Origin of the sequence: Pseudomonas saudimassiliensis (assembly GCF_000939975.1) — a bacterium.
Classification (GTDB): Bacteria; Pseudomonadota; Gammaproteobacteria; order Pseudomonadales; family Pseudomonadaceae; genus Halopseudomonas; species Halopseudomonas saudimassiliensis.
On the sequence record NZ_LK391969.1, the window covers coordinates 13,401 to 35,244 of the forward strand.

Genomic DNA, 21,844 nt, shown 5'->3' on the forward strand with positions numbered 1-21,844 from the left:
TTTAGGTTGCATCCTTCTTACGTCGCTTTGTCGAGTAAAGCATGTAACGGTGAAACGTTACACCCCTTCGCAACAAAGGCTTGCAGAGTGGCTGGCAACCGGGCGCGAACTTTATCAGCTTCGCGTTCGTTTGGGAAGGCCCCAAACAAGCAACTGCCAGTCCCGGTCATCTTAGCCTCACAAAAATTGTTTAGCAAGATCAACGTGTTACGAATTTCAGTGTAACGCGTCATTACTACCGGCAAGCAGTCGTTCCGACCACCGTGCTCTCGAAAGGCCGCTAATGTAATCGGCGGGGTGTCCCGAGTCAACCTCTCATCGGAAAATATTTCAGCGGTGCTCACCTGGCAAGGCGGAACTACCACCAGATACCAGGGTTCATCCAGTTCCACCGGGGTCAGTTGTTCGCCCACGCCTTCCGCCCAGGCGGCGCGGCCATGCACGAATACCGGCACATCGGCACCGAGCCGTATTCCCAGTTCGGCCAACTGTTCCAGGCTCAGGCCGGTCTGCCAGAGATGGTTCAGGCCCACCAGGGTGGTGGCCGCATCCGAACTGCCGCCGCCGATGCCGCCGCCCATGGGCAGGCGTTTATCCAGGCGTATGTCCGCGCCCAGGCGGGTGCCGCTGGCCTGTTGCAGACTGCGGGCCGCACGCACAATCAGATTGTCCTCGGGTGCCACACCGGGCAGGTCACTCAGCAGATGGATCTGGCCATCGTCCCGCGGCGAAAAGTGCAGGGTGTCGCCATGGTCGAGAAACTGGAACAGGGTCTGCAGCAGGTGGTAGCCATCCGCCCGGCGCCCGGTGATGTGCAGGAACAGGTTCAGCTTGGCCGGGGCGGGCAGGCTCAGGGTCGGCGTTATCATTCGGCGAGTCGCGGTTCCCAGCGGGTGATGACCAAAGTCAGCAGTACGTTGTGGCCCGACAGCTGCAGGCGTTGGGGCAGGGTCAGGCCGCCGACCTGCTGATAACGGCTGTATTCGACCGTCCAGCCGGCTTGTGCCAGGCGCGCGAGTTGGCTGTCAGGGTTGAGCTGCAGGCGGCTGGGGCTGTCCGGCGCGGGCAATCCTTTCACCCACCACAGTAGATGTTCAACCGGCAGGCGCCAGCCGATCTGCTGCTCCAGCAGGCTTTCCGCCGAGGCCGCGCTGGCCGGGGGGTGGCCAGCGATCTCCAGGGTAACGCCGCGGTCGCTGCCCTGGATGCGCGTGGCCCCTCGGCCCAGGGGGCCGGACAGGCGGATATCGTACTGGTCGTGTTGCTGCAGCCAGAACAGGGTGCCGCTGCCCGACTCCTGGGGCGCCTTCACCCCGAGCTTGCCCTGCAGGGTCCAGTGGGTGAGCGGGGCGACAGCGCTGCGGTGGGCTTTCCAGGCGGCCGGGTCGCCACCAAATTCGAGCGTTTCACGCTGGTGCAGGTTGCTACAGGCGGCCAGCGTCAAGGACAGTGCCAGCAGGCACAGCAGTCGTAGTGAAGCAGTCATCAATCAGCCTTCAATCGTTTGCGGGTGGCATCAATCAGGGTGCTGTCCTCGGCCAGCTCGGCGGCCTCATCCCAGACGGCGCGGGCCTCGCGCCGCTTGCCCTGGTGCCAGAGCACTTCGCCCAGGTGGGCACCGACCTCCTGGTCGGGGAAACTGGCGAAGGCGTCGCGCAACAGCTGCTCGGCACGATCAAGATTGCCGAGGCGGTAGTGGACCCAGCCGAGACTGTCGAGAATGGCCGGATCGTCCGGTTTCAGTTCGTGGGCCCGCTGGATCAGCTCCAAGGCTTCATCCAGGCGCTCGTTGCGGTCGGCCAGCGTGTAGCCCAGGGCGTTGAGCGCCATGGCATTGTCCGGTTCGCGCTGGATGATGTGTCGTAAGTCGGTTTCCAGGCCCGCCGGATTGCCGAGACGCTCGGCGAGGATGGCGCGGGTATAGCGCAGGCGGCTGTCGTCGGGTAGCTGTTTGATGGCCTGGCTGGCCCGCTGCATGGCGAGCTGCGGCTGGGGCTCGCTGAGGGCTTCTATCTCCAGCAGATAGAGCTCCGCCGCCAGTTGCGGTTGTAGCGCCCGTTCGTTCTGCATGAGCGTGGCCAACTGATCGGTGCGCTGGCGCTGGATCAGCAGCTGGGTAATGCGCAGCCGGGAGGGCAGGTAGTGCTCGCCGGCGCCGATACTCTGCCAGACGCGGACGGCATCGTCCCACTGCTCGGCCTGCTCATGGGCGCTACCCAGATGGTAGGCGACGGCCTCGTTTGCCGGGTCGCTCTCGAGCAGGGCTTGCAGGTCCTGGATGGCGGCCTCGGTTGCCCCGCCTTCCAGTTCGACCAGCGCCAGGGCCAGGCGCACCTCATCGTCATCTGGGTTCTGGCGCACCAGCTCACGGAAATGGACGATAGCGGCCTGGTGATCCTCGTTGTTGACCAGCAGGCGGGCCAGTAGCAGGCGCATGCGGCTATCATCCGGAAATTCAATGACCCCTTGCTGCAGTACGTCGATGGCGGCGGCGGTTTTACCCATGCCGGCGTGCAGCCGGCTCTGCAGCATGATCGAGGCGGCAGTGCGGTTTTCCCGGGTATGTTCATCCAGCAGCGCCAGGGCTTCCTCGCTACGCTGTTCTTCCTGCAGCAGCAGCGCCGCGGCAAAGCTCAGTTGGGGATTATCGGGATACCGTTGCAGCAGCCGCTGCAGGTTCTCCAGCATGCTGGTGCGGGTGGCGCTGTCAGCTTGCAGCGCGGTGAGAGCCAGCAGGTCGAAGTGGGTGTCGTCCTGCAACAGCAGCACCTGCTCCATCATCTGCATGGCTTCATCGTGCTCGCCGGCACGCGCCAGTTGCAGCGCAGCGGCGCGCAGGGCTTCGGGATTCTCCGGCTGAACCTCGGTCCACAGCAGGGCCATGTCCCGGGCCTGCTCGTGGGCCCCGAGGAATTCGGAAATTTCCATCGCCCGCTGGATGATGCCCGGGTCGCGGGTACGCACCGCCTGCTCCAGGTAGTTGCCCAGCGCCACATCGAAACGGTTGCGCTGCCCGGCAATCTCGGCCGTCAGCAGGGCGAACAGGGTGTCGGCCGGGAACTGGCCATAGACCACGGGTTCCTCAGGCGCGGCCGCGGTGGCGGGGGGCGGCACGGCTGTCGGTTGCTCGGGTGCGGGCGCAGTGGTGGCGCAACCGGCGATGAGCAGACTGATGGTCAGCGCCAGGAGCGAGTGGTGGAATCGTGCCGTCATGGATACTCTCTTTGCTACGCCAGCGAGGCTGGGGCTGATGATACAGGATGAGTTGCAAACCCACAGCGCGCAAGTGCAAACCGGCTCGGTGCGCGTGGTGGCGGTGGCTGGCGAGGGGGTTTTGTCCGGCATTCTGTCGAAGGAATTGATCGGCATCGCTATTAATAGGACAATTACCTGCTTTTACCCCGTGTTTTCGGGCATAGACTGAGGTGTCATGGGCTTTCTCGCATTCGGGATCAATCACAAGACGGCGACGGTCGACGTGCGTGAGCGGGTGGCGTTCGCCCCGGATCAGCTGGCCGACGCCTTGCAGCAGCTACGTGATGAAACGCTGTCCCAGGAAGTGGCCATACTTTCCACCTGCAATCGCACGGAAATCTACTGCACCCAGGACCAGCCCAACCCGGCGGTACTGGCCGACTGGGTAGCGCGTTACCACGGCCTGGATCCGAGCTCGATCGCGGGGAGCAGTTACGTCCACAAGGACGCCGGCGCGGTAAAGCACATGATGCGGGTCGCGGCCGGGCTGGATTCGATGGTGCTGGGTGAGCCACAGATTCTCGGTCAGATGAAGGACGCCTGGCAGTACGCGCGTACCGCCGGCACCTTGGGTCCGGCGTTGGATCGTTTGTTCCAGAGCACGTTCAATACCGCCAAGCAGGTACGTACCGACACCGCGATCGGCGCCAACCCGGTGTCGGTGGCCTTTGCCGCAGTCAGCCTGGCGCGGCAGATCTTCGCCGATCTGAGCCGCAGTACGGCGCTGTTGATCGGCGCCGGGGAAACCATCGAACTGGTCGCCCGGCACCTCAACGAGCAGGGTGTCAGCAAGCTGATCATCGCCAACCGCACCCTGGAGCGGGCCGAGGCGGTGAGCGCGCCGCTGGGCGGCCGGGCAATCACGCTCAATCAGATTCCCGAGGTGCTGGCGCAGTGCGAGATCGTCATCGCCTCTACTGCCAGCCCGCTGCCGATCCTCGGCAAGGGTGCAGTAGAGCGTGCGCTCAAGCAGCGCCGCCACCAGCCGATGTTCATGGTCGATATCGCCGTACCCCGGGATATCGAGCCGGAGGTCGGGGATCTGGCCGATGTCTATCTGTACAGCGTCGACGATCTACAGGAAGTCATCCAGGAGAACCTGCGGTCCCGACAGGATGCCGCCGCGGCCGCCGAGCGGCTGATTGACCTGGGGACCGACGAGTTCATGCAGCGGCTGCGCTCGCGCGCCGCCGTGGATGTGCTCAAGCGCTACCGGCAGCGGGCCGAGCAGCAGCGCGACCAGGAGCTGAGCAAGGCGCTGGCGCGATTGGAGCGCGGTGGCGATCCGGCGACAGTCATGGCTGAGATGGCCCGGGCGCTGACCAACAAACTGCTGCACGAGCCCAGCGTGCAGCTCAAGCGCATGAGCGCCGAAGGCCGTAGCGAATCCCTGTCGCTGGCCATGGAGCTGTTCGCGCTCGATGACGATACGAATACTGCACAGGGCAAACCATGAAAGCCTCACTATTGAACCGCCTGGACACGCTGCGCGAGCGCTTCGAGGAACTGTCGGCGCTGCTCAGCGATGCGGAAGTCATCCAGGACCAGAGCAGGTTCCGCGCCTATTCCCGGGAGTATGCGGAGCTGGAGCCGACCGTGAAGTGCTACGGCCAGTGGCTCAAGACCAATGCCGATCTGGCGGAGGCGCGCAGCCTGCTCAAGGATGCCGACCCGGATATCCGCGCCATGGCTGAGGATGACGCCGAGGCGTCCACCGCCACCCTGGAACAGCTGGAAGCCCAGTTGAACCTGCTGTTGCTGCCCAAGGATCCCAACGACGAGCGTAACGTCTTTCTGGAAATCCGCGCCGGCACCGGTGGTGATGAAGCGGCGATCTTTGCCGGCAACCTGTTTCGCATGTATTCGCGCTATGCCGAGCGGCAGGGCTGGCGCATCGAGATTCTGTCGGAGAACGCAGGCGAGCACGGCGGTTATCGCGAAGTCATCGCCCGGGTGGAAGGGCAGAGCGTGTATGCCAAGCTCAAGTTCGAATCCGGCGCCCACCGCGTGCAGCGGGTCCCCGAGACCGAATCCCAGGGCCGTATCCATACCTCCGCCTGCACCGTGGCCGTGATGCCCGAACCGGACGAGCAGGCCGCGGTGGAGATCAATCCTGCGGATCTGCGGGTGGACACCTATCGCTCCTCAGGGGCCGGCGGTCAGCACGTCAACAAGACCGATTCGGCGATCCGCCTGACCCACCTGCCGACCGGCATCGTGGTCGAATGCCAGGAGGAGCGCTCGCAGCACAAGAACCGTGCCCGGGCCATGGCGCTGCTGCAGGCCCGGCTGGCCAACCGGCAACGGGAAGCCCATGAAAAGGAAATATCCGATACCCGCCGCTCCCTGGTGGGCTCGGGGGATCGTTCCGAGCGCATCCGCACCTACAACTTTCCCCAGGGCCGGGTCACCGATCACCGCATCAACCTGACGCTGTATAGCCTCGATCAGGTGATTGAAGGCGAGCTGGACGGCATCGTCGAGCCCCTGCGCCGCGAGTATCAGGCTGACCAGCTGGCGGCCCTGGACCAGGCATGAGCCAACCTATCGCTACCCTGCTGGCGCAGGCCGAACTGCCTGGCTCGGACACCCCGCGGCTGGATGCCGAGCTGCTGCTGGCCCATGTACTGGGCAAGCCGCGCAGCTACCTGTTCACCTGGCCGGACCAGCCGGTGGCGGAGGCCGAGGCGGCGCGCTTCAGCGCGCTGCTGGCGCGTCGGCGCAGTGGCGAGCCGGTGGCCTACTTGCTGGGTGAGCAGGGCTTCTGGACCCTGGACCTGCAGGTCAGCCCCGACACCCTGATTCCGCGACCGGACACCGAACGCCTGGTCGAACTGGCCCTGGAGCTGGGCCCATCCCGGTCGGCTGCAGTACTCGACCTGGGCACCGGCACTGGTGCCATCGCCCTGGCCCTGGCCAGCGAGCGCCCCGACTGGCAGCTCACCGGCAGCGACCGCATGCCCGGTGCGGTGGCGCTGGCCGAACAGAATCGTGCCCGCCTGGGGCTGGCTAACGTCCGCTTCCTGCAAAGCGACTGGTTTGCCGCGCTGGGCGCTGCGCGGTACGACCTGATCGTCTCCAACCCGCCCTATATCGCCGCGGACGATCCGCACCTGACCCAGGGTGATGTCCGCTTCGAGCCGGCTAGTGCGCTGGTCAGCGGCGCCGACGGGCTGGATGACATTCGCCATCTCGTCAAGACCGCACCGGGCCATCTGCAGCCCGGCGGCTGGCTGCTGCTGGAGCATGGCTGGCAGCAGGCCGCGGTGGTGCGTGGCTTGCTGGAACAGCGCGGCTTCGCTGCCGTGCAGTCCTGGGAGGATCTCGGTGGGCATCAACGGGTCAGTGGAGGGCAATGGCGTGGATGATCAGCAACTGCTGCGCTACAGCCGGCAGATCCTGCTGCCGCAGATCGATGTCGATGGTCAACAGCGGCTGCTCGACAGTCGGGTACTCATTGTCGGTATGGGCGGCCTGGGCGGCCCGGCGGCACTGTACCTGGCCGGTGCCGGCGTAGGTACGCTGCTGCTGGCCGATGACGACCAGGTTGACCTGACCAACCTCCAGCGCCAGATCATCCACGGCACGGCGGATCTGGACCGGCCCAAGACCGTCTCCGCCAGTGACCGCCTGGCCGCCCTCAACCCGACCGTCGAACTGCGCCAGCTACAGCAGCGCCTGGTAGGCGAGCAGATGCTAGCCGCGGTGGGCGAGGTGGACCTGGTGCTCGATTGCACGGACAACTTCACCACCCGCCAGGCGCTGAACCGCGCCTGCGTCGCCCTGCGCCGCCCGCTGGTATCGGGCGCAGCCATTGGCTTGCAGGGGCAGATCAGCGTGTTCGATTTCCGCCGTGGGGACAGCCCCTGCTACCAATGCCTGTACGGCGATGGGGATGACGTCGCCCCGACCTGCAGCGAAGCCGGGGTAATCGGCCCGCTGGTCGGCACCGTGGGCAGTCTGCAGGCGCTGGAAGCGCTCAAGCTGCTGGCCGGTTTTGGCGAGCCATTGGTCGGTCGGCTGCTGCTGATCGATGCCCTGCGTACCGGCTTTCGCGAATTGCGCATCGCCCGCGACCCGGGTTGCGGCTGTTGCGGCAGTGGGGCCAGCGATGAATGAGGCGCCCGTAGGGGTATTTGATTCAGGCGTGGGAGGGCTCTCGGTACTGCGCGAGATTCGCCAGTTGCTGCCCACCGAGTCGCTGCTGTACGTGGCCGACAGTGGCTTCGTGCCCTACGGTGAAAAGCCGCCTGAACTCATCTGCCAGCGCAGCCGGGCGATTGCCGAGTTTCTGCTGGCTCAGGGCGCCAAGGCGCTGGTGCTGGCGTGCAATACCGCGACGGCGGCGGCCGTGGCCGATCTGCGCGCGCACTTCCCGGTGCCGATCATCGGCATGGAGCCGGCGGTCAAGCCAGCCACGCTGGCCACCCGCAGTGGGGTAGTGGGGGTGCTGGCGACGACCGGCACCTTGCGCAGCGCCCGTTTCGCCGCGTTGCTGGATCGCTTCGCCGGCTCGGTGAAGGTGGTTACCCAGCCCTGCCCGGGGTTGGTGGAATGTGTCGAGCGGGGTGAATTGAGCGGGCCGCAGGTGAACGCGCTGCTGGCCCGCTATACTCAACCCCTGCTCGAAGCCGGGTGCGACACCTTGATACTAGGCTGTACCCATTATCCGTTTTTGCGTCCGGCGTTGCGGCAACTGTTACCCAGCCATGTCCATCTTGTGGATACCGGCGCGGCGGTCGCGCGGCAATTGCGCGCCAGATTGGCGGAGCTCGACGCGCTGGCCCAGGGCCCGGCCCAGCCGACGCGACTGTGGAGCAGTGGCGACGCGACCGCTCTGGAGCGGGTATTACCGCTGCTGTGGGAAGGGAACGCAACGGCAGAGTCGTTGTCGGTGTAAGGTGAAGAGTCTCTGAAATCACTGCGCGCTCAGAGGTAGCCTTCGACTACGGTGAGATCAACCCTAGCAAGGAAAAACGAGATGAAGAAAACTGCCTTGGCACTCTCCTGTGCCCTGATTGCACTGGGTAGCATGCCTGTTGCCCATGCCCTGGACGGACTCACTTTGCAGATCGGTGAATCATCCGAAAATACCACTACCTACCGGATCGGAGCGCAGTTCGAGTTCGGTCGCACCCTGTGGCAGAGCCAGTCCGGCGGCGTGCAGCTGGATGGCTATTGGGATGCCGGTGTGACCCGTTGGAGCAGCCTGGATGCGACCAGCCTGACGCTGACGCCCATGTTTCGACTGAACTTCGGTGCCAGCGACGGCGGGGTCACACCCTTCCTCGAGGGCGGCATAGGCGCGTCCTACTTCACCGAAACCGACCTGGATGACCAGGATCTGGGGAGCAAATTCCAGTTCGAGGATCGACTGGGCGCCGGGTTGAAGTTCGCCAGCGGCTCGGAAGTGGGGGTGCGCTATTACCACTACTCCAACGCCAGCATCAAACAGCCGAACGATGGCATCGACATGGCTGCGCTGTATTACCGTCTGGGCTTCTGACCCAACCGGGGCAAGGATGCCCTGCATGGCGCTTCCGCTTTTTCCGCGTCGCCTTCCTTACGGCAGTAATGTCCGCTGCCTATCTTGAAACCTGTCCTGATCGGTATTGCCAATCGCAGCCATAGCCAAGGCGGCAGCGGTAAAACCGCTGCGGGCAAGGTACAATCCGGGTTTTCCGCAGCTTGCAGATGATGATGCCACAAGGGGAAAGCCTGATGTCCGATCGAGGGGTTCTGCTACTGAATCTGGGTTCGCCCGCCAGCACCGAGGTGGCGGACGTGCGTCGCTATCTCAACCAATTTCTCATGGACCCCTGCGTGGTGGACCTGCCCTGGCCGGCCCGGCGGTTGCTGGTCAGCCTGATCCTGTTGCGTCGCCCCCGCGAGTCGGCCGCCGCCTACCAGTCGATCTGGTGGAATGACGGCTCGCCGCTGATTGTCATCAGCCGCCGGGTGCGCGATGAGCTGCGCGCGCGGCTGGACATGCCGGTGGAGCTGGCGATGCGTTATGGCGAGCCGTCCGTGGAGCAGGGCATCCTGGCGCTGGCCGGGCAGGGGGTGCAGGAGATCCTGTTGATGCACCAGTACCCGCAGTTTGCCGACAGCACCATCACCACCTCCATCCGCGAATCACAACGGGTCATCTCCAAGCATGGGCTCAAGGTACGGTTGACCGTGCTGCCGGCCTTTTATGACCGCCCGGATTACCTGGACAGCCTGGTCGCCAGTGCCCAGCCGCATCTGGAGCAGGGCTTTGATCATCTGCTGTTCAGCTATCACGGCTTGCCGGAGCGGCACCTGCGCAAACTGGACCCCACCGGCCATTGCCTGTCGACCCCGGATTGCTGTGAGCGGCCGTCGCCGGCCCACGCGACCTGCTATCGCTCCCAGTGCAGTGCCGTCAGCCGGGCGTTCGCCCAGCGGATGGGCTTGCAGGCTGACCAGTGGAGCATGGCCTTCCAGTCCCGCCTGGGCCGGGACAAGTGGATCGAGCCCTATACCGAGGCGACTCTGGATGCGCTGGCGGCCCGTGGCGTCAAGCGGCTGTTGGTGATGTGCCCGGCCTTTACCGCCGACTGCATCGAGACCCTCGAGGAAATCGGCGACCGCGGCCGCGAGCAGTTCATCGATGCCGGCGGTGAGGAGCTGGTACTGGTGCCCTGCCTGAACGACCATCCCCAGTGGATGGATACCCTGGCCCACTGGGCGCGTACCGAGCCCGTCAGCGCCTGAGGCCATGGCGTGGCTCAGGCGCGCTTGAGCCACTCCGACAGGGCCAGATGCAGCCCCAGCGCAATCAGCACCGCCCCCATCAGGCGGTCGAACCAGTGGCCCAGGCGGGCGAAGCCCTGGCGCACCCGGGCCTGGCTGAACAGCAAGGCCACCAGGCAGAACCACAACCCTGTGGCCGCCGCCAGGTAGAGGCCATATCCCGCCTGGACCAGCAGCGGCGTCTGCGGGTTGATGATCAGGGTGAAGACCGACAGGAAGAACAGCGTCGCCTTGGGGTTCAAGCCATTGGTGATGAAGCCGTTGACGAACGCCTTGCGCGCCGGCATCTCCCGCTGCACCAGTGCCACCTCGTCCGCCTTCTGCGGGCGGGCCCGCAGGGCCTTGAAGCCCAGATAGAGCAGATAGGCTCCCGCCACCAGTTTCAGCGCATTGAATAGCCACACCGACTGCGACACTATAATGCCGATGCCCAGCAGCGAATAGGCCACGTGCAGGAAAATCCCCACCCCGATCCCGGCGGCGGTAATCAACCCGGCGCGCCGGCCAGCCATCACGCTGTTGCGGATTACCACGGCAAAGTCTGGCCCGGGGCTGATTACCGCCAGCAGGTGGACCATCGCCACCAGCAGAAACTCGTTCAGATACAATGCGTCCACTCCGGCCGGGAAAACGGCCATTCTAAACCAGCAACAATCGAAACAGGTTCCGAGATGAAAAAACGGTCAGTGGTATTTCTGGATCAGGCGTCGCTGGATCAGGGCGATCTGGATATGCAGGCGCTGCACGACGCCGCAGCGGTCCTCACCCTGTATCCCGCGACCACCGCCGAGCAGGTGGCGGAACGCATCGCCGACCATGAGGTGGTGATCACCAACAAGGTGGTCATCGACGCGCAGGTCATGCGGGCCTGTCCGCAACTGAAATTGATTCTGGTATCTGCCACCGGCACCAACAATATCGACCTGGAGGCGGCCCGGCAGCAGGGCATCACCGTTTGCAACTGCCAGGCCTACGGCACCCCGTCGGTAGCCCAGCACACCTTGATGCTGATGCTGGTGCTGATCACCCGCTTCGAGTCCTATCGCCAGGCTGTACGCGAAGGCGCCTGGCAGCGCAGCAGTCAGTTCTGCCTGCTCGATTACCCGATCGGCGAATTGTCCGGCCGCACCCTCGGTATCCTCGGCTATGGCGAACTGGGGCAGGAGGTGGGTCGGCTGGCCAGCGCCTTCGGCATGACTATCCTGGTGGGGTCGCTGCCCGGCCGCGAGCATCCGGACCGCCCGAGCCTCCATGACTTGCTCCCCCAGGTGGACGTGCTCAGCCTGCATTGCCCGCTGACCGAGCAGACCCGCAACCTGATCGGCGCTGCGGAGCTGGCGCTGATGAAACCTGACAGCCTGCTGATCAATGCCGGGCGCGGTGGGCTGGTGGACGAGCAGGCACTGGTCGAGAGTTTGCGCAGCGGGCATCTGGGCGGTGCCGGCTTCGATGTGCTGACCACCGAGCCGCCGGTGGCGGGCAACCCATTGCTCGACGACAGCGTGCCCAACCTGGTGGTGACGCCGCACAGCGCCTGGGGCAGCCGGGAAGCACGTCAGCGTATCGTCAGCCAGTTGGTGGAGAGCCTGGTAGATGACAACCAGCGCGAGCGTCGCCGTATCGTCTGAGTGACCTGGTCCACAGATTCAGCATGACCAAGATCACAGATTCATCAGGATCACCCATTCGGGTGGTGCAAGGCGCGGCGTGCGTCGATAAATTCCAGCCTCGATCAGGAGCAGGCTTTCCCTGAGCCATAGTCTGCTACTGATGAGGGACCTGACATGGACAAGGAACGGTCGGCGCAGCGCCCGTTGATCCGTCTGCCGAATGCCACCGCGCAGCGTGGCGTCAGCCTGCTGGAAGTCCTGGTGGCGGTACTGGTGCTGGCGATCGGTGTGCTGGGCGCCGTGGCCATGCAGATCAGCGCGCTGCGCTACAACGCCAGTGCCGCCTATACCACCCAGGCCAGTTTCCTGGCCTACGACATGCTCGACCGCATGCGGGCCAATGTCGATCACCTGCCCAGCTACGTCACCAACGTCAACACTCCTTGCGCAGCGGGTAATCCGGGTGGCTCCATCCTCGCCACCGATCAGCAGGATTTTGCCCATGCCGTCAGTTGTCTGCTGCCCGGCGGTTACGGCAGTGTGGCGGTCCAGGGTAACAATGCCACCGTTACCATCGGCTGGTCGGAAGAGCGCATCCTGGCCGGTGGCGGCACCACCGAATTCGTGATTTCCTCGATGATCCGGGGTGACCTGTGAGCCCGCGCCCCGCCGCTGCACCGGCAGCCGGGTTCGGCCTGGTCGAGCTGATGATCGCCATGGCCCTGGGGCTGATCCTGGTGCTGGGCGTGTCGCAGATCTTCATCGCCAGCAAGCAGGGCTTTGTGGTGCAGCAACACACCGCCGCGCTGCAGGAGAATGCCCGCTTCGTCCTCAGCCGCATCAGCCGTGACCTGCGTCAGGCCGGCATGTTCGGCTGCCTGGACCTGTTCCGCCTGCCGGCGGCTACCCGCAACCAGCTACCGGCGGAATTCGCTACGCCGATTAGCTACGCCAACGACATCCTCAAGGTGGTCAGTGCGGTGCCCGTCCACGATCGGGTGACCGCGGCAGGGACCCGCCAGGCCACGGACTTTGGTGCGCAATGGTTGCTGGCGACCAACTGCCTGGACGAGCTGCGCGTCGCCGCCGGGAGCGACAGCCTGTCGGTCACACCCGGCGATCTGCTCATTCCCATCCGTCAGATCGAGTACCGCCTGGACCAGCATCGGGTCCAGACACGGATCAATGGCACCGGCAATTTCGAGGTGCTGATCGATAACGTCGCCGCCTTCGATTTGCAGTTCGGCCTCGCCGCCACCCCGGCACACCGCGGGGTGACGGGCAGCTATGTGAACGCCGTGGCCCCGGCGGACAGCGAGCGCATCCGCAGCGTACGGATGGCCCTGAGCCTCAGCGATAACCCGGCCAATACCCAGGACGGGCAGGTCCGGGTCCAGCAATACACGCTGGTGACCGCGCTGCGTAACCGGTTGGATTGAAGGGAGCTCACCATGACCGTTACCGATTCGCGCTCGGCCCAGACCGGCGCCGCCCTGGCCATCAGCCTGGTATTGCTGCTCATGACCACGCTCACTGCCCTGGCGGGCATCGATATGTCCACCGGCCAGGAGCGCATGGCCCACAACGTCAAGCTCAAGAATGACAGCTTCCAGGCGGCGGAGAGCGGATTGCGCCACGTCGAGGAACAGGTGCGCAGCAATGCCCTGTTGTTGCCCCTGGCCATCTGCAGCCAGGCTGGCTGCGAGCTGCCGGCAGCCGCGCTGGATCCTGATCACCTGTCGGCGCCCGGCCCCGATTGGCTACCGGTTCCCGCTGCGGTGACCGGCAACGGCATGGCGGCCTGGTACCGGATAGTACGGCTGGGTGACAGTGCCATCCCGGCCAATATGGCCGCTGCGGCGCCAAGCACGCTGTATCGCATCTCCGTGGTCAGCTACAAGGGCGCCACACGGACGGTTCTGGAGAGTATCTATGCCTTCACACGGATTTGAAGCGCAACCCCTGCGCGGGGCGCTGGCTGGGCTGGTCCTGGGACTGACCTGCGCCTTGCCGGCCCAGGCCTTCACGCCGCTGAGCGGCCCGGTGTTGTCCGCCTCCGCGGTCGCGCCCAACGTCCTGGTGCTGTTCGACAACTCGTCCAGCATGGTCATCAACCGCATCGATGGTGAGACCCGCCTCGATATCGCCCGGGATGTGACCAAGGAGGTCATCGCCGCGAATCGGGGGTTGCGGTTCGGTCTGTTCACCTTTCGCCAGGGAGGTGGCAATGACCCGGGCCCCGGTGGCCTGCTGCGGGTGGAGGCCGGCAGCATCGCGCCGGGCACGGCCGCCGGGGAAGCGCGGTTCACCAGCATCAACCAGACGCTGGATGCGCTCGACCCGGAGCGCAGCGGCCGTGTGACCTGGACGCCGCTGGCCGAGAGCTATTACGAAATGACACGCTATCTTCGCGGGTTGCGTGCCTTCTATCCGCAGAGCCAGCCTGAAGCCCAGCGTGAGCAGTTCGACAGCCCACTCGAGTATCGCTGCCAGAAAAACTTCGGGCTGGTGGTGACTGACGGCCTGCCCACCTACGACGCGCAGTTTCCCACCACCCTGGCGCAGGAGCCCGACGGTAACAATCCGCAGGTAAGCGGTGCCTTCAACCTGCCCGACTGGGACGGTGATGGGGCCGATGTCAGCGGTATGGAAAGCACCGAGGGCGGCACCTTCTACCTGGACGATATCGCGCGCTTTGCCTATGAGATCGACCTGCGCACCACCGGGACGGACCAGGCCGGGCAGAGCTGGAATGACAGCCAGTTCCCTCGCCAGAGTCTGCAGACCTACACCGTCGGCTTCGCCCTGGACGACCCGCGGCTCCGGCAGGCCGCGGCCGCCGGCAACGGCCGCTATTTCACTGCGACCAATCGTCAACAACTCAAGGATGCTCTCAGCAGCGCCCTGCAGGATATCAGCGCCGCAGCCGGCTCGGGTGGCGGCGCCGTCACCGATAGCCAGCAGCTCAGCGCGGGCGTCAGCCGCTATTACCAGACTCGCTTCGACCCAGCGGATTGGAGCGGCAGCCTGCAGGCCTACAGCATGAACGCCGCCGGTGAGCCAGATACGTTGCTGTGGAGCACCGACCAGACCTTCGTGCCCGGCACCCAGGCGGGGACATTCGAGACCTGGCGTAACGCCCAGGGGAGCGCTGCGGCTGGCGCGGTGCCCTTGAACAGCAGCACCTGGGCAGCGCTACCGACGGCCCAGCAAGCGGTGCTGGATGCCGAAGCGGCGCTGGCGGGGCTGTCCGGTAACAATGCGGCGCAGCGGCTGCTGAACTGGGTTCGCGGCAGTCACGATGCCGACCTGCGCCGGCGCAGCGCGCTGCTGGGTGACATCATCAACTCCGCGCCGGTGCTGGTCGGCGCCGGTTATCATCCGGCCCGTGGACGCAGCGCCGATTATGTCGCCTATCTCCAGGATCGCCGGGGGCGCATGACCGAAGGCCTGCTGGTGGGCGCCAACGATGGCTTCCTGCGGCTGTTCGATACCCAGGGTGCCCATCTGTATTCCTACCTGCCGGCCGCCCTGCACGGCACCCTGGGCAGCCGTGCACGCAGCGACTACGGCGGGGGCGACCATCACCGCTCCGGCGTAGACGGCCGGCTGGGGGTGGCCGATATCAAGCTCGGCAGCCATTGGAGCACCCTGGCCGCCACCGGCTTCGGTGCCGGCGGCAAGGGGCTGGCGGTCATCCGGCTGTTTGATGCGGCCCGGGGCAATGGTGCCCGCGGTGCGCTCTGGGAGATCAATGCCACTGACCACGCTGCCATCGGCCATATCTACGGTCGGCCGATCGTGGCGCAGTTGCATGGCCGCAGCGTGCTGGTGACCGGCAACGGCTACGGCAGTTCGGCGGGAACGGGGGCGCTGTTGATTTTCGACCTTGAGACTGGAGCGTTGCTGCGGCAGCTGGACGTTACCAGCCGCGCCGGAGCGTCGTCGGACAACGGCTTGTCCGCGCCGGTATTGCAGTACGACGCCGCCGGCACTGCCCGGGCCGCCTTTGCCGGCGACCTGCAAGGGCAATTGTGGAAATTCGACCTGAGCGATCCGGATCCCGCCCGCTGGGGCGTTGCCCATGCCGGCGCGCCGCTGTTCAGCGCCGCGGCTGATCAGCCGATTACGGTGCCGCCGCAATTGCACCCCGGCATGCGTGATGGCCGCGACCTGGTCCTGTTTGGCACCGGCAAGTTCATGGAGGCCGCCGACCTGACCGATACCAGCATCCAGGCCTTCTACGCCGTGCTGGATGTGCCCGCGCTGCCGGTCGGCGGCCTGGCCCCGGCGCAGCTGCAGGAGCAGCAGATAGATTCGTTGACCACCGATCCTGTCAGTGGCCAGGCGGTGCGCACCGTGACCGACCGGACGGTGGACTGGAATTCGCGGTACGGCTGGTACCTGCCGCTGACCCATAACGGTCAGCGGCAGGGCGAGCGGGTGGCGCGGGAGTTTGTCATCAAGAATGCGCGGGTGCTGTTCACCACCGGCTTCATCAAGAGCGGCACCCAGGATCCCTGCCTGACCCAGGCCGGGGGCTGGCTGATGGCACTGGACCTGGTCAATGGCAGCCTGCCCGCGCGCCAGGTACTGGATACCGATGACGATGGGCGCATCGATGACAGTGACCTGCCGGCAGCGGGCCTGGAGCTGGGTATTGGTTTGCCGGGCGATCTCAACGTGCTGGATCGGGACGAAGCAGGCATGCAGACCGGCTGCAGTGGCGAGGTCTACGTAGTGCAGGGCTCCAGTGACGTGGCGGTGGTGGCCGGCCGGCCACACTGCCAGTTCAATCGCATCATGTGGCGGCAACTGCAATGAGGAGCAGGACCATGCACAGGGCAATGCCGCGCGGCTTCACGTTGATCGAAGTAATGGTAGTGATGGTGATCATCGGCATTCTGGCGGCCATCGCCTTGCCGTCCTACCAGGAGCATGTGCGCCAGACCCGGCGCGCCGAAGTCGCGGCGCTGCTACTGGAAAACGCCCAGTTGCTGGAGCGGCATTACACCCGCCATGGCAGCTATGACAGCGGTACGCCCACCGGGCTGATCAGCCAGAGTCCGGCCAGCGGCGCGGCGGTATTCACCATTGTGCCGACGCTGGATGCCGAGAGCTTCGTGCTCACCGCTACGGCGGCGTCCGGCAGCATCATGGCCGGGGATGTGTGCGCCACCTATACGCTGAACCAGGTGGGCCAGCGCACGCCAGCGGACAGTCGCTGCTGGCGGCGCTGAGTGCCGATCATTCCGCTGCGGGGCGGGCCGACGCTGGTTTTTCTGCCGGCAGCAACAGGTTCAGGGCGATCGCCACCACGCCGCAGAGGCTGATGCCCTGCAGGGTGAAGTCCTGGTAACCGATGGCCATGCCGCCAATGCCGAAGATCAGGGTAACCGAGACAATGCACAGGTTGCGGGACTGGGTCAGGTCCACCTGGTTGCGGATCAGGGTATTCATGCCGACCACGGCGATGGAGCCGAACAGCAGGCAGAGAATGCCGCCCATCACCGGCACCGGCATGCTCAGCAGCACAGCACCGACTTTCTCGATGAACGCCAGGGCGATGGCAAATACCGCCGCCCAGGTCATGACCACCGGGTTGAAGTTGCGGGTCAGCATGACCGCGCCGGTCACCTCGGAATAGGTGGTATTCGGCGGCCCGCCGAGAAAGGCGGCGGTGGAGGTGGCCAGGCCATCGCCCAGCAGGGTGCGTTGCAGACCAGGCTTGCGTACATAGTCCTTGCCGGTAACCGAGCCGATTGCCAGCACATCACCGATATGTTCGATCGCCGGCGCAATGGCCACCGGCAGCATGAACAGGATGGCGGGCAGATAGAACTCGGGGAACACGAAGCCCGGCGTCGCCAGCCAATTGGCCTCGCTGACCACGGTAAAATCCACCACGCCCAACAGCCAGGACAGGCTGTAGCCCACCGCCACGCCGGCCATGATCGGCACCAGGCGGAACACCCCCTTGGCATATACCGCCACGGCGAGGGTGGTCGCCAGCGATGCCATCGAGATGATCAGCGCGGTGTGGTAATCGATCAACTGGGCGCTGCCGTCACCGGTCTTGCCGGTGGCCATGTTCACTGCGGTGGCCGCCAGGCCCAGACCGATGACCATGATTACCGGGCCAACGACCACCGGCGGCAGCAAACGATGGATAAAGCCCGGGCCACGCAGACGTACCAGCAGGCTCAAGAGGATGTAGGTCAGCCCCGCGACGACCAGCCCGCCCAGGGTGGCGGGTATCCCCCAGGTCTGGTTGCTATAGAGGATGGGCGCGATGAAGGCGAAGCTGGAAGCCAGGAACACGGGCACCTGGCGTTGGGTCACGAACTGGAAGATCAGGGTGCCGAGCCCGGCGGTAAATAACGCTACGCTCGGACTCATGCCGGTAATCAGTGGCATCAGCACCAGGGCGCCGAAGGCCACGAACAACATTTGCGAGCCGGCTAGCACCGTACGCCAGCCGGTCGTGTCCATGTTCTGCATCAATGCACGTCCTTTTGCCGTGTGCCGAAGATCTTGTCACCGGCGTCGCCGAGGCCCGGGATGATGTAACCGTGTTCGTTCAGGCGCTCATCCACCGAGGCGGTGAAGATCTCCACATCCGGGTGCGCGGCATTGACGCGGCGGATGCCTTCCGGCGCAGCTACCAGCACCAACGCCCGGATTTCCTGGGCGCCGGCCCGCTTGAGCAGATCGATGGTGGCAATCATGGAGCTGCCGGTGGCGAGCATCGGGTCGATGATCAGGGTCCGGCGCTGGTTCAGTTCGCTGACCAGTTTTTCCAGGTAGGTGTCGGCCTCGAGTGTCTGCTCGTTGCGTACCATGCCGATCACGCTGACCTTGGCGCTGGGGATCAGGCTGAGTACGCCATCCAGCATGCCGAGGCCGGCACGCAGGATCGGCACGACGGTAATTTTCTTGCCGGCCAGCTTCTCGACGCTGACCTCGCCACACCAGCCATTGATGGTGTGCGGCTCGACCGGCATGTCCTTGGTTGCTTCATAGGTCAGCAGCGCAGCAACTTCCTGGGCCAGCTCTCGAAAGTTCTTGGTACTGATGTCGGCGCGGCGCATCAGGCCGAGCTTATGGCGGATCAGGGGGTGGCGGATTTCTTGAATCTTCATCGACGGGTTCCAGGGGCGGCTAAAATGCATTCGGAAACGTCTGAAAAAATGGCTCAGCTGCCGCCATTTTCAGAATTGGGTTAGGGTAAACGAATGTTTTAGGCTGGTCATCCGATTCTCTGCAGTTGTTGGGCAGATTGCTTGCGTTGGTGCCAGCGGTACAGTATTTTCGCTCCCTTTTTCACGCCGCACCGGAGGTTATTTGCATGTCCATCGATCTGGACCACGTCAAACAGGTAATGAAGGAAGCCGATTGCCTGTACAACCAGCAGCAGATCGAAGCCGCCATGGACGCGATGGCCGCCGAGATTACCCAGACCCTGCAGAATAGTAATCCAATCGTCTACAGCGTGATGAACGGTGGCCTGATCATCGCCGGCCAACTGTTGACCCGCCTCGACTTCCCGATGGAAGTCGGCTACCTGCACGCCACCCGCTACCGCAACAAGATGTCTGGTGGCGAGCTGTTCTGGAAGGCGCGGGCCGAGCATTCACTGGTTGGTCGTACGGTATTGATCATCGACGACATCCTCGACGAAGGTCATACCCTGGCGGCGATCGTTGAATATTGCCGCGACGCCGGCGCCGAGCAGGTGCTCACCTGTGTGCTGCTGGACAAGCGTCACGACCGCAAGGCCTACGAAGGCATGCGCGCCGACTTCACCGGCCTGGAAGTGGAAGACCGCTACCTGTTCGGCTTCGGTCTGGACTACAAGGGTTACTGGCGCAACGCGGCGGGCATCTACGCGCTGAAGGATCACTGATCAGTCAGCGGTCGCTGCCAGCTTCGCCCGGATCATCTGCGCCGCCCGCTGCGGTGTGCCGGCGAAGGTGCGCCGGTCCCGGCTGGCGCTGATCCCGGCGCGCTTGAGCTTGAGCCGGATCGGCGCCCGCACCCCCACCAGATACACCTGCATGCCCCGTTCGGCCAGCCCCCGTAACGCCTTCTCGAACAGCACCAGGGCACTCATGTCCATGCTCGGCACGCTGCGCATGTCGAGCACCACATAGCGCGTCTGACCGTCGAAGCGGTTGATGGCATCGAGCGCCTTGTCGGCGGCGGCGAAGAACAGCGGGCCATGGATACGGTAAAGCGCCACGCAGTCCGGCAGGTCGGCCAATGCCTGATCCTGGGCGCGGGGCTGCGCGCCGCCTTCGCTCAGGTCTGCCATGCGCTTGATGAACAGGGCAGCGGCGAGCAGCAGCCCCACCCCCACCGCCAGCACCATGTCAAACAGCACCGTCAGCAGCAGGCAGATGAGCAGCACCAGCACATCCTGGCGCGGACCGACGCGCAGCAGGTGCAGCACCTGGGGCGCCTCGCTCATGTTCCAGGCGACAATCAGCAGCATGGCCGCCAGCGAAGCCATCGGCAGCCAGGCGAACAACCTGGCCAGCAACACCACCGCCAGCAGGATGACCAGGGCATGCACCACGGCGGCAATGGGCGAGAAGGCCCCGCTGCGTACGCTGGTGGCGGTGCGGGCGATAGCCGCGGTCGCGGTGATGCCGCCGAAAAAGGGCACGATGAGGTTGCCCAGCCCCTGGCCCAGCAATTCCGCATTGGGATCATGACGGGTATTGGCCATGCCGTCGGCCACCAGCGCGCATAGCAGGGACTCGATGGCGCCCAGCATTGCCACCGCCAGGGCCGACGGCAGCAGCTGTTGCAGCAGGGCGAAGTTCACCGTCAGCGGCTCGCCATCGGCCCCGGGCAGTTGCCAGGGCAATACCCACTGGGGCGCGAAAGGTGGGATGCCGGCGTGGGTAACGCCATCCAGTTCATAACTGAACCGGGCCCCGAGTGTCGCCACGGGAATGTCCATGGCCAGCAGCAAGGCGCCCAGCAGGCTGCCGGCGAGCAGGGCGATCAGATGGCCGGGAATGCGCCGGGTCAACTTCGGCCACAGCAACAGCACCGACAAGGTCGCCACGCCGACCAGCGTATCGCCCATCTGGATCGACGGCAGGGCGGAAATCAGCAGTTGCCACTGCTCCAGATAATGGCTGGGCTGGGCCGCCAGCTGCAGGCCGAAGAAATCCTTGATCTGCAAGGTGGCGATGACAATGCCAATGCCTGCGGTAAACCCCATGACCACGGGGTAGGGCACGAACTGGATCAGGTTGCCCAGGCGCGCCAACCCCAGCATCAACAGGATCATCCCGGCCATCAGCGTCACCAGGAGCAGGCCGCCGAGGCCGTGTTGCTGGGTGATGGGCAGCAGGATCACGACGAAGGCCGCGGTGGGGCCGGAGATGTTGAAACGCGAACCACCGCAAAGCGCGATCAGCAGCCCGCCGACGATGCCGGTATACAGGCCATGTTGCGGCGCTACCCCCACGGCGATGGCCAACGCCATAGCCAGGGGGATAGCGATGATGCCGACGGTGATGCCGGCCAGCACATCACCGCGCAGCCGGGCGAACGAATATCCCTGCCGGAAGCTCTCGCGCAGCGCGACGAACAACGGCAGCTTGAAGGAGTGGTTGGGCATGATTCTCCCGTGTTGACAAAGCCGGGGCTGGCTGCCACAACAGATCTTTCTGTCTGCTCGGGAAGCTTCCCCATGAAGGTTGGCGTCAAGGTACTGACCAGCATACTCCTCGGCATGCTGGCAAGTGTAGTGGCAGCCGCTGCGCCGCAGCTGCCCCATGATGAATTTATGCCACCGGACCGCTACGCAGCGCGGCAGGATCGGCCCGAGCAATTACTGCTTGAGGTCGAGCGCTATCGGCTGACCGTCGCTAGCGAATCCCGCCAGACGGGCACTAGCCGGACCCAGGAAAGCAGCCTCTGGCTGTTCATCGATGGCCGCTCACTGTTGCCGGGCGCTCAGCTCGCCCATGTGCGGATAGGCTTTGTCGATGGGCCGGGGTCCCTGCCGCCGGCCCGGCACGAGGCTGGTACCCTGACCCTGTATTTCCCCCTGGGCTATCTGGAGACGGTGCGGGGTCTGCTCGCCGGCCCCGGGCCGCATTACGTCCAGGCGCGCTTCCATGGTAATGGCACCGTGTGGGCAGATGTCCATGCCGGGCCGATCAGCGTTCGCTGAAAAGACG

The 21,844-nt window shown here is 64.9% G+C and carries 23 protein-coding genes; 16 read left to right on the plus strand and 7 right to left on the minus strand.

The annotated features are described in order from the left end of the window. Positions 1-17: 17 nt before the first annotated feature. From ispE to VG99_RS00095, 3 genes are read right to left on the minus strand one after another with little or no spacing between them, the layout of a single operon-like run. The gene (gene ispE / locus VG99_RS00085) at positions 18-869 is read right to left on the minus strand and encodes a 4-(cytidine 5'-diphospho)-2-C-methyl-D-erythritol kinase (RefSeq protein WP_044497552.1); all 852 of its coding nucleotides are present in this window, start codon (positions 867-869) and stop codon (positions 18-20) included. Further along, the gene (gene lolB / locus VG99_RS00090) at positions 866-1,486 is read right to left on the minus strand and encodes a lipoprotein insertase outer membrane protein LolB (protein WP_044497554.1); all 621 of its coding nucleotides are present in this window, start codon (positions 1,484-1,486) and stop codon (positions 866-868) included. The genes ispE and lolB overlap by 4 nt, the downstream gene beginning before the upstream one ends. After that, entirely contained in the window at positions 1,486-3,213 is a 1,728-nt protein-coding gene (locus VG99_RS00095) for a tetratricopeptide repeat protein (protein WP_044497556.1), read from the minus strand. Before VG99_RS00095 ends, lolB begins: the two co-directional genes overlap by 1 nt. Here VG99_RS00095 and VG99_RS00100 point away from each other — a divergent pair. The 8 genes from VG99_RS00100 (at position 3,212) to hemH (ending at position 9,993) form a co-directional block, all read left to right on the plus strand. Further along, positions 3,212-3,424 carry a hypothetical protein gene (locus VG99_RS00100; protein ID WP_044497557.1) on the plus strand — a complete coding sequence of 71 codons (213 nt, stop codon included), beginning with the start codon at positions 3,212-3,214 and terminating at the stop codon, positions 3,422-3,424. The two genes, VG99_RS00095 and VG99_RS00100, sit on opposite strands and share 2 nt — an antisense overlap. Before the next feature lie 6 nt (positions 3,425-3,430). Then, on the plus strand, positions 3,431-4,711 hold the full coding sequence (gene hemA / locus VG99_RS00105) for a glutamyl-tRNA reductase (protein ID WP_044497559.1): 1,281 nt from the start codon (positions 3,431-3,433) through the stop codon (positions 4,709-4,711). After that, on the plus strand, positions 4,708-5,793 hold the full coding sequence (prfA, locus tag VG99_RS00110) for a peptide chain release factor 1 (protein ID WP_044497561.1): 1,086 nt from the start codon (positions 4,708-4,710) through the stop codon (positions 5,791-5,793). The genes hemA and prfA overlap by 4 nt, the downstream gene beginning before the upstream one ends. Further along, positions 5,790-6,623, plus strand: coding sequence for a peptide chain release factor N(5)-glutamine methyltransferase (gene prmC / locus VG99_RS00115; protein ID WP_044497562.1), 834 nt, complete (start codon positions 5,790-5,792; stop codon positions 6,621-6,623). Before prfA ends, prmC begins: the two co-directional genes overlap by 4 nt. Further along, positions 6,616-7,374, plus strand: a complete 759-nt coding sequence (locus tag VG99_RS00120) for a HesA/MoeB/ThiF family protein (RefSeq protein ID WP_044501317.1) — start codon at positions 6,616-6,618, stop codon at positions 7,372-7,374. Before prmC ends, VG99_RS00120 begins: the two co-directional genes overlap by 8 nt. Continuing rightward, a complete protein-coding gene (gene murI / locus VG99_RS00125) occupies positions 7,367-8,155 on the plus strand; it encodes a glutamate racemase (protein WP_044497564.1) in 789 nt (262 codons plus the stop codon). Before VG99_RS00120 ends, murI begins: the two co-directional genes overlap by 8 nt. 81 nt (positions 8,156-8,236) lie before the next feature. Further along, positions 8,237-8,761 carry an acyloxyacyl hydrolase gene (locus VG99_RS00130; protein ID WP_044497566.1) on the plus strand — a complete coding sequence of 175 codons (525 nt, stop codon included), beginning with the start codon at positions 8,237-8,239 and terminating at the stop codon, positions 8,759-8,761. A 215-nt stretch (positions 8,762-8,976) separates the two neighbouring features. Further along, on the plus strand, positions 8,977-9,993 hold the full coding sequence (gene hemH / locus VG99_RS00135) for a ferrochelatase (RefSeq protein WP_044501318.1): 1,017 nt from the start codon (positions 8,977-8,979) through the stop codon (positions 9,991-9,993). Between the two features lie 14 nt (positions 9,994-10,007). On the opposite strand, the gene VG99_RS00140 is transcribed toward hemH, so the two are convergent. Next, positions 10,008-10,640 carry a LysE family translocator gene (locus VG99_RS00140; protein ID WP_044497567.1) on the minus strand — a complete coding sequence of 211 codons (633 nt, stop codon included), beginning with the start codon at positions 10,638-10,640 and terminating at the stop codon, positions 10,008-10,010. Positions 10,641-10,703: 63 nt separating this feature from the next. Between VG99_RS00140 and VG99_RS00145 the strand changes: the two genes are divergently transcribed. The 6 genes from VG99_RS00145 to VG99_RS00170 all read left to right on the plus strand — a co-directional run bounded on the left by VG99_RS00145 (position 10,704) and on the right by VG99_RS00170 (position 16,882). Then, positions 10,704-11,660 carry a 2-hydroxyacid dehydrogenase gene (locus tag VG99_RS00145; RefSeq protein ID WP_044497574.1) on the plus strand — a complete coding sequence of 319 codons (957 nt, stop codon included), beginning with the start codon at positions 10,704-10,706 and terminating at the stop codon, positions 11,658-11,660. Positions 11,661-11,816: 156 nt separating this feature from the next. Continuing rightward, on the plus strand, positions 11,817-12,299 hold the full coding sequence (pilV, locus tag VG99_RS00150; protein WP_044497576.1) for a type IV pilus modification protein PilV: 483 nt from the start codon (positions 11,817-11,819) through the stop codon (positions 12,297-12,299). Further along, complete coding sequence (locus VG99_RS00155) at positions 12,296-13,081, plus strand: PilW family protein (RefSeq protein ID WP_044497578.1); 786 nt, start codon at positions 12,296-12,298, stop codon at positions 13,079-13,081. Before pilV ends, VG99_RS00155 begins: the two co-directional genes overlap by 4 nt. Before the next feature lie 12 nt (positions 13,082-13,093). Next, the gene (locus VG99_RS00160; RefSeq protein ID WP_044497580.1) at positions 13,094-13,594 is read left to right on the plus strand and encodes a pilus assembly PilX family protein; all 501 of its coding nucleotides are present in this window, start codon (positions 13,094-13,096) and stop codon (positions 13,592-13,594) included. After that, positions 13,575-16,466 (plus strand): PilC/PilY family type IV pilus protein, encoded by a 2,892-nt coding sequence (locus VG99_RS00165; protein WP_052508637.1) that lies wholly within the window; start codon positions 13,575-13,577, stop codon positions 16,464-16,466. The genes VG99_RS00160 and VG99_RS00165 overlap by 20 nt, the downstream gene beginning before the upstream one ends. Positions 16,467-16,477: 11 nt before the next feature. Next, a complete protein-coding gene (locus tag VG99_RS00170) occupies positions 16,478-16,882 on the plus strand; it encodes a type IV pilin protein (RefSeq protein ID WP_044497582.1) in 405 nt (134 codons plus the stop codon). A 7-nt stretch (positions 16,883-16,889) separates the two neighbouring features. Here VG99_RS00170 and VG99_RS00175 read toward each other — a convergent pair whose 3' ends face one another. Then, positions 16,890-18,143 carry a uracil-xanthine permease family protein gene (locus tag VG99_RS00175; RefSeq protein WP_044497584.1) on the minus strand — a complete coding sequence of 418 codons (1,254 nt, stop codon included), beginning with the start codon at positions 18,141-18,143 and terminating at the stop codon, positions 16,890-16,892. Next, a complete protein-coding gene (gene upp, locus VG99_RS00180) occupies positions 18,143-18,784 on the minus strand; it encodes a uracil phosphoribosyltransferase (protein ID WP_044497586.1) in 642 nt (213 codons plus the stop codon). The genes VG99_RS00175 and upp overlap by 1 nt, the downstream gene beginning before the upstream one ends. 206 nt (positions 18,785-18,990) lie before the next feature. Here upp and VG99_RS00185 point away from each other — a divergent pair, with 206 nt between their 5' ends. Beyond that, positions 18,991-19,548 (plus strand): hypoxanthine-guanine phosphoribosyltransferase, encoded by a 558-nt coding sequence (locus tag VG99_RS00185; RefSeq protein WP_044497588.1) that lies wholly within the window; start codon positions 18,991-18,993, stop codon positions 19,546-19,548. Here the strand turns inward: VG99_RS00185 and dauA are convergent, their stop codons facing one another. Beyond that, positions 19,549-21,279 carry a C4-dicarboxylic acid transporter DauA gene (gene dauA / locus VG99_RS00190; RefSeq protein WP_044497589.1) on the minus strand — a complete coding sequence of 577 codons (1,731 nt, stop codon included), beginning with the start codon at positions 21,277-21,279 and terminating at the stop codon, positions 19,549-19,551. A gap of 72 nt (positions 21,280-21,351) precedes the next feature. Here dauA and VG99_RS00195 point away from each other — a divergent pair, with 72 nt between their 5' ends. Further along, positions 21,352-21,837 carry a hypothetical protein gene (locus VG99_RS00195; RefSeq protein WP_044497590.1) on the plus strand — a complete coding sequence of 162 codons (486 nt, stop codon included), beginning with the start codon at positions 21,352-21,354 and terminating at the stop codon, positions 21,835-21,837. Positions 21,838-21,844 lie beyond the last annotated feature (7 nt).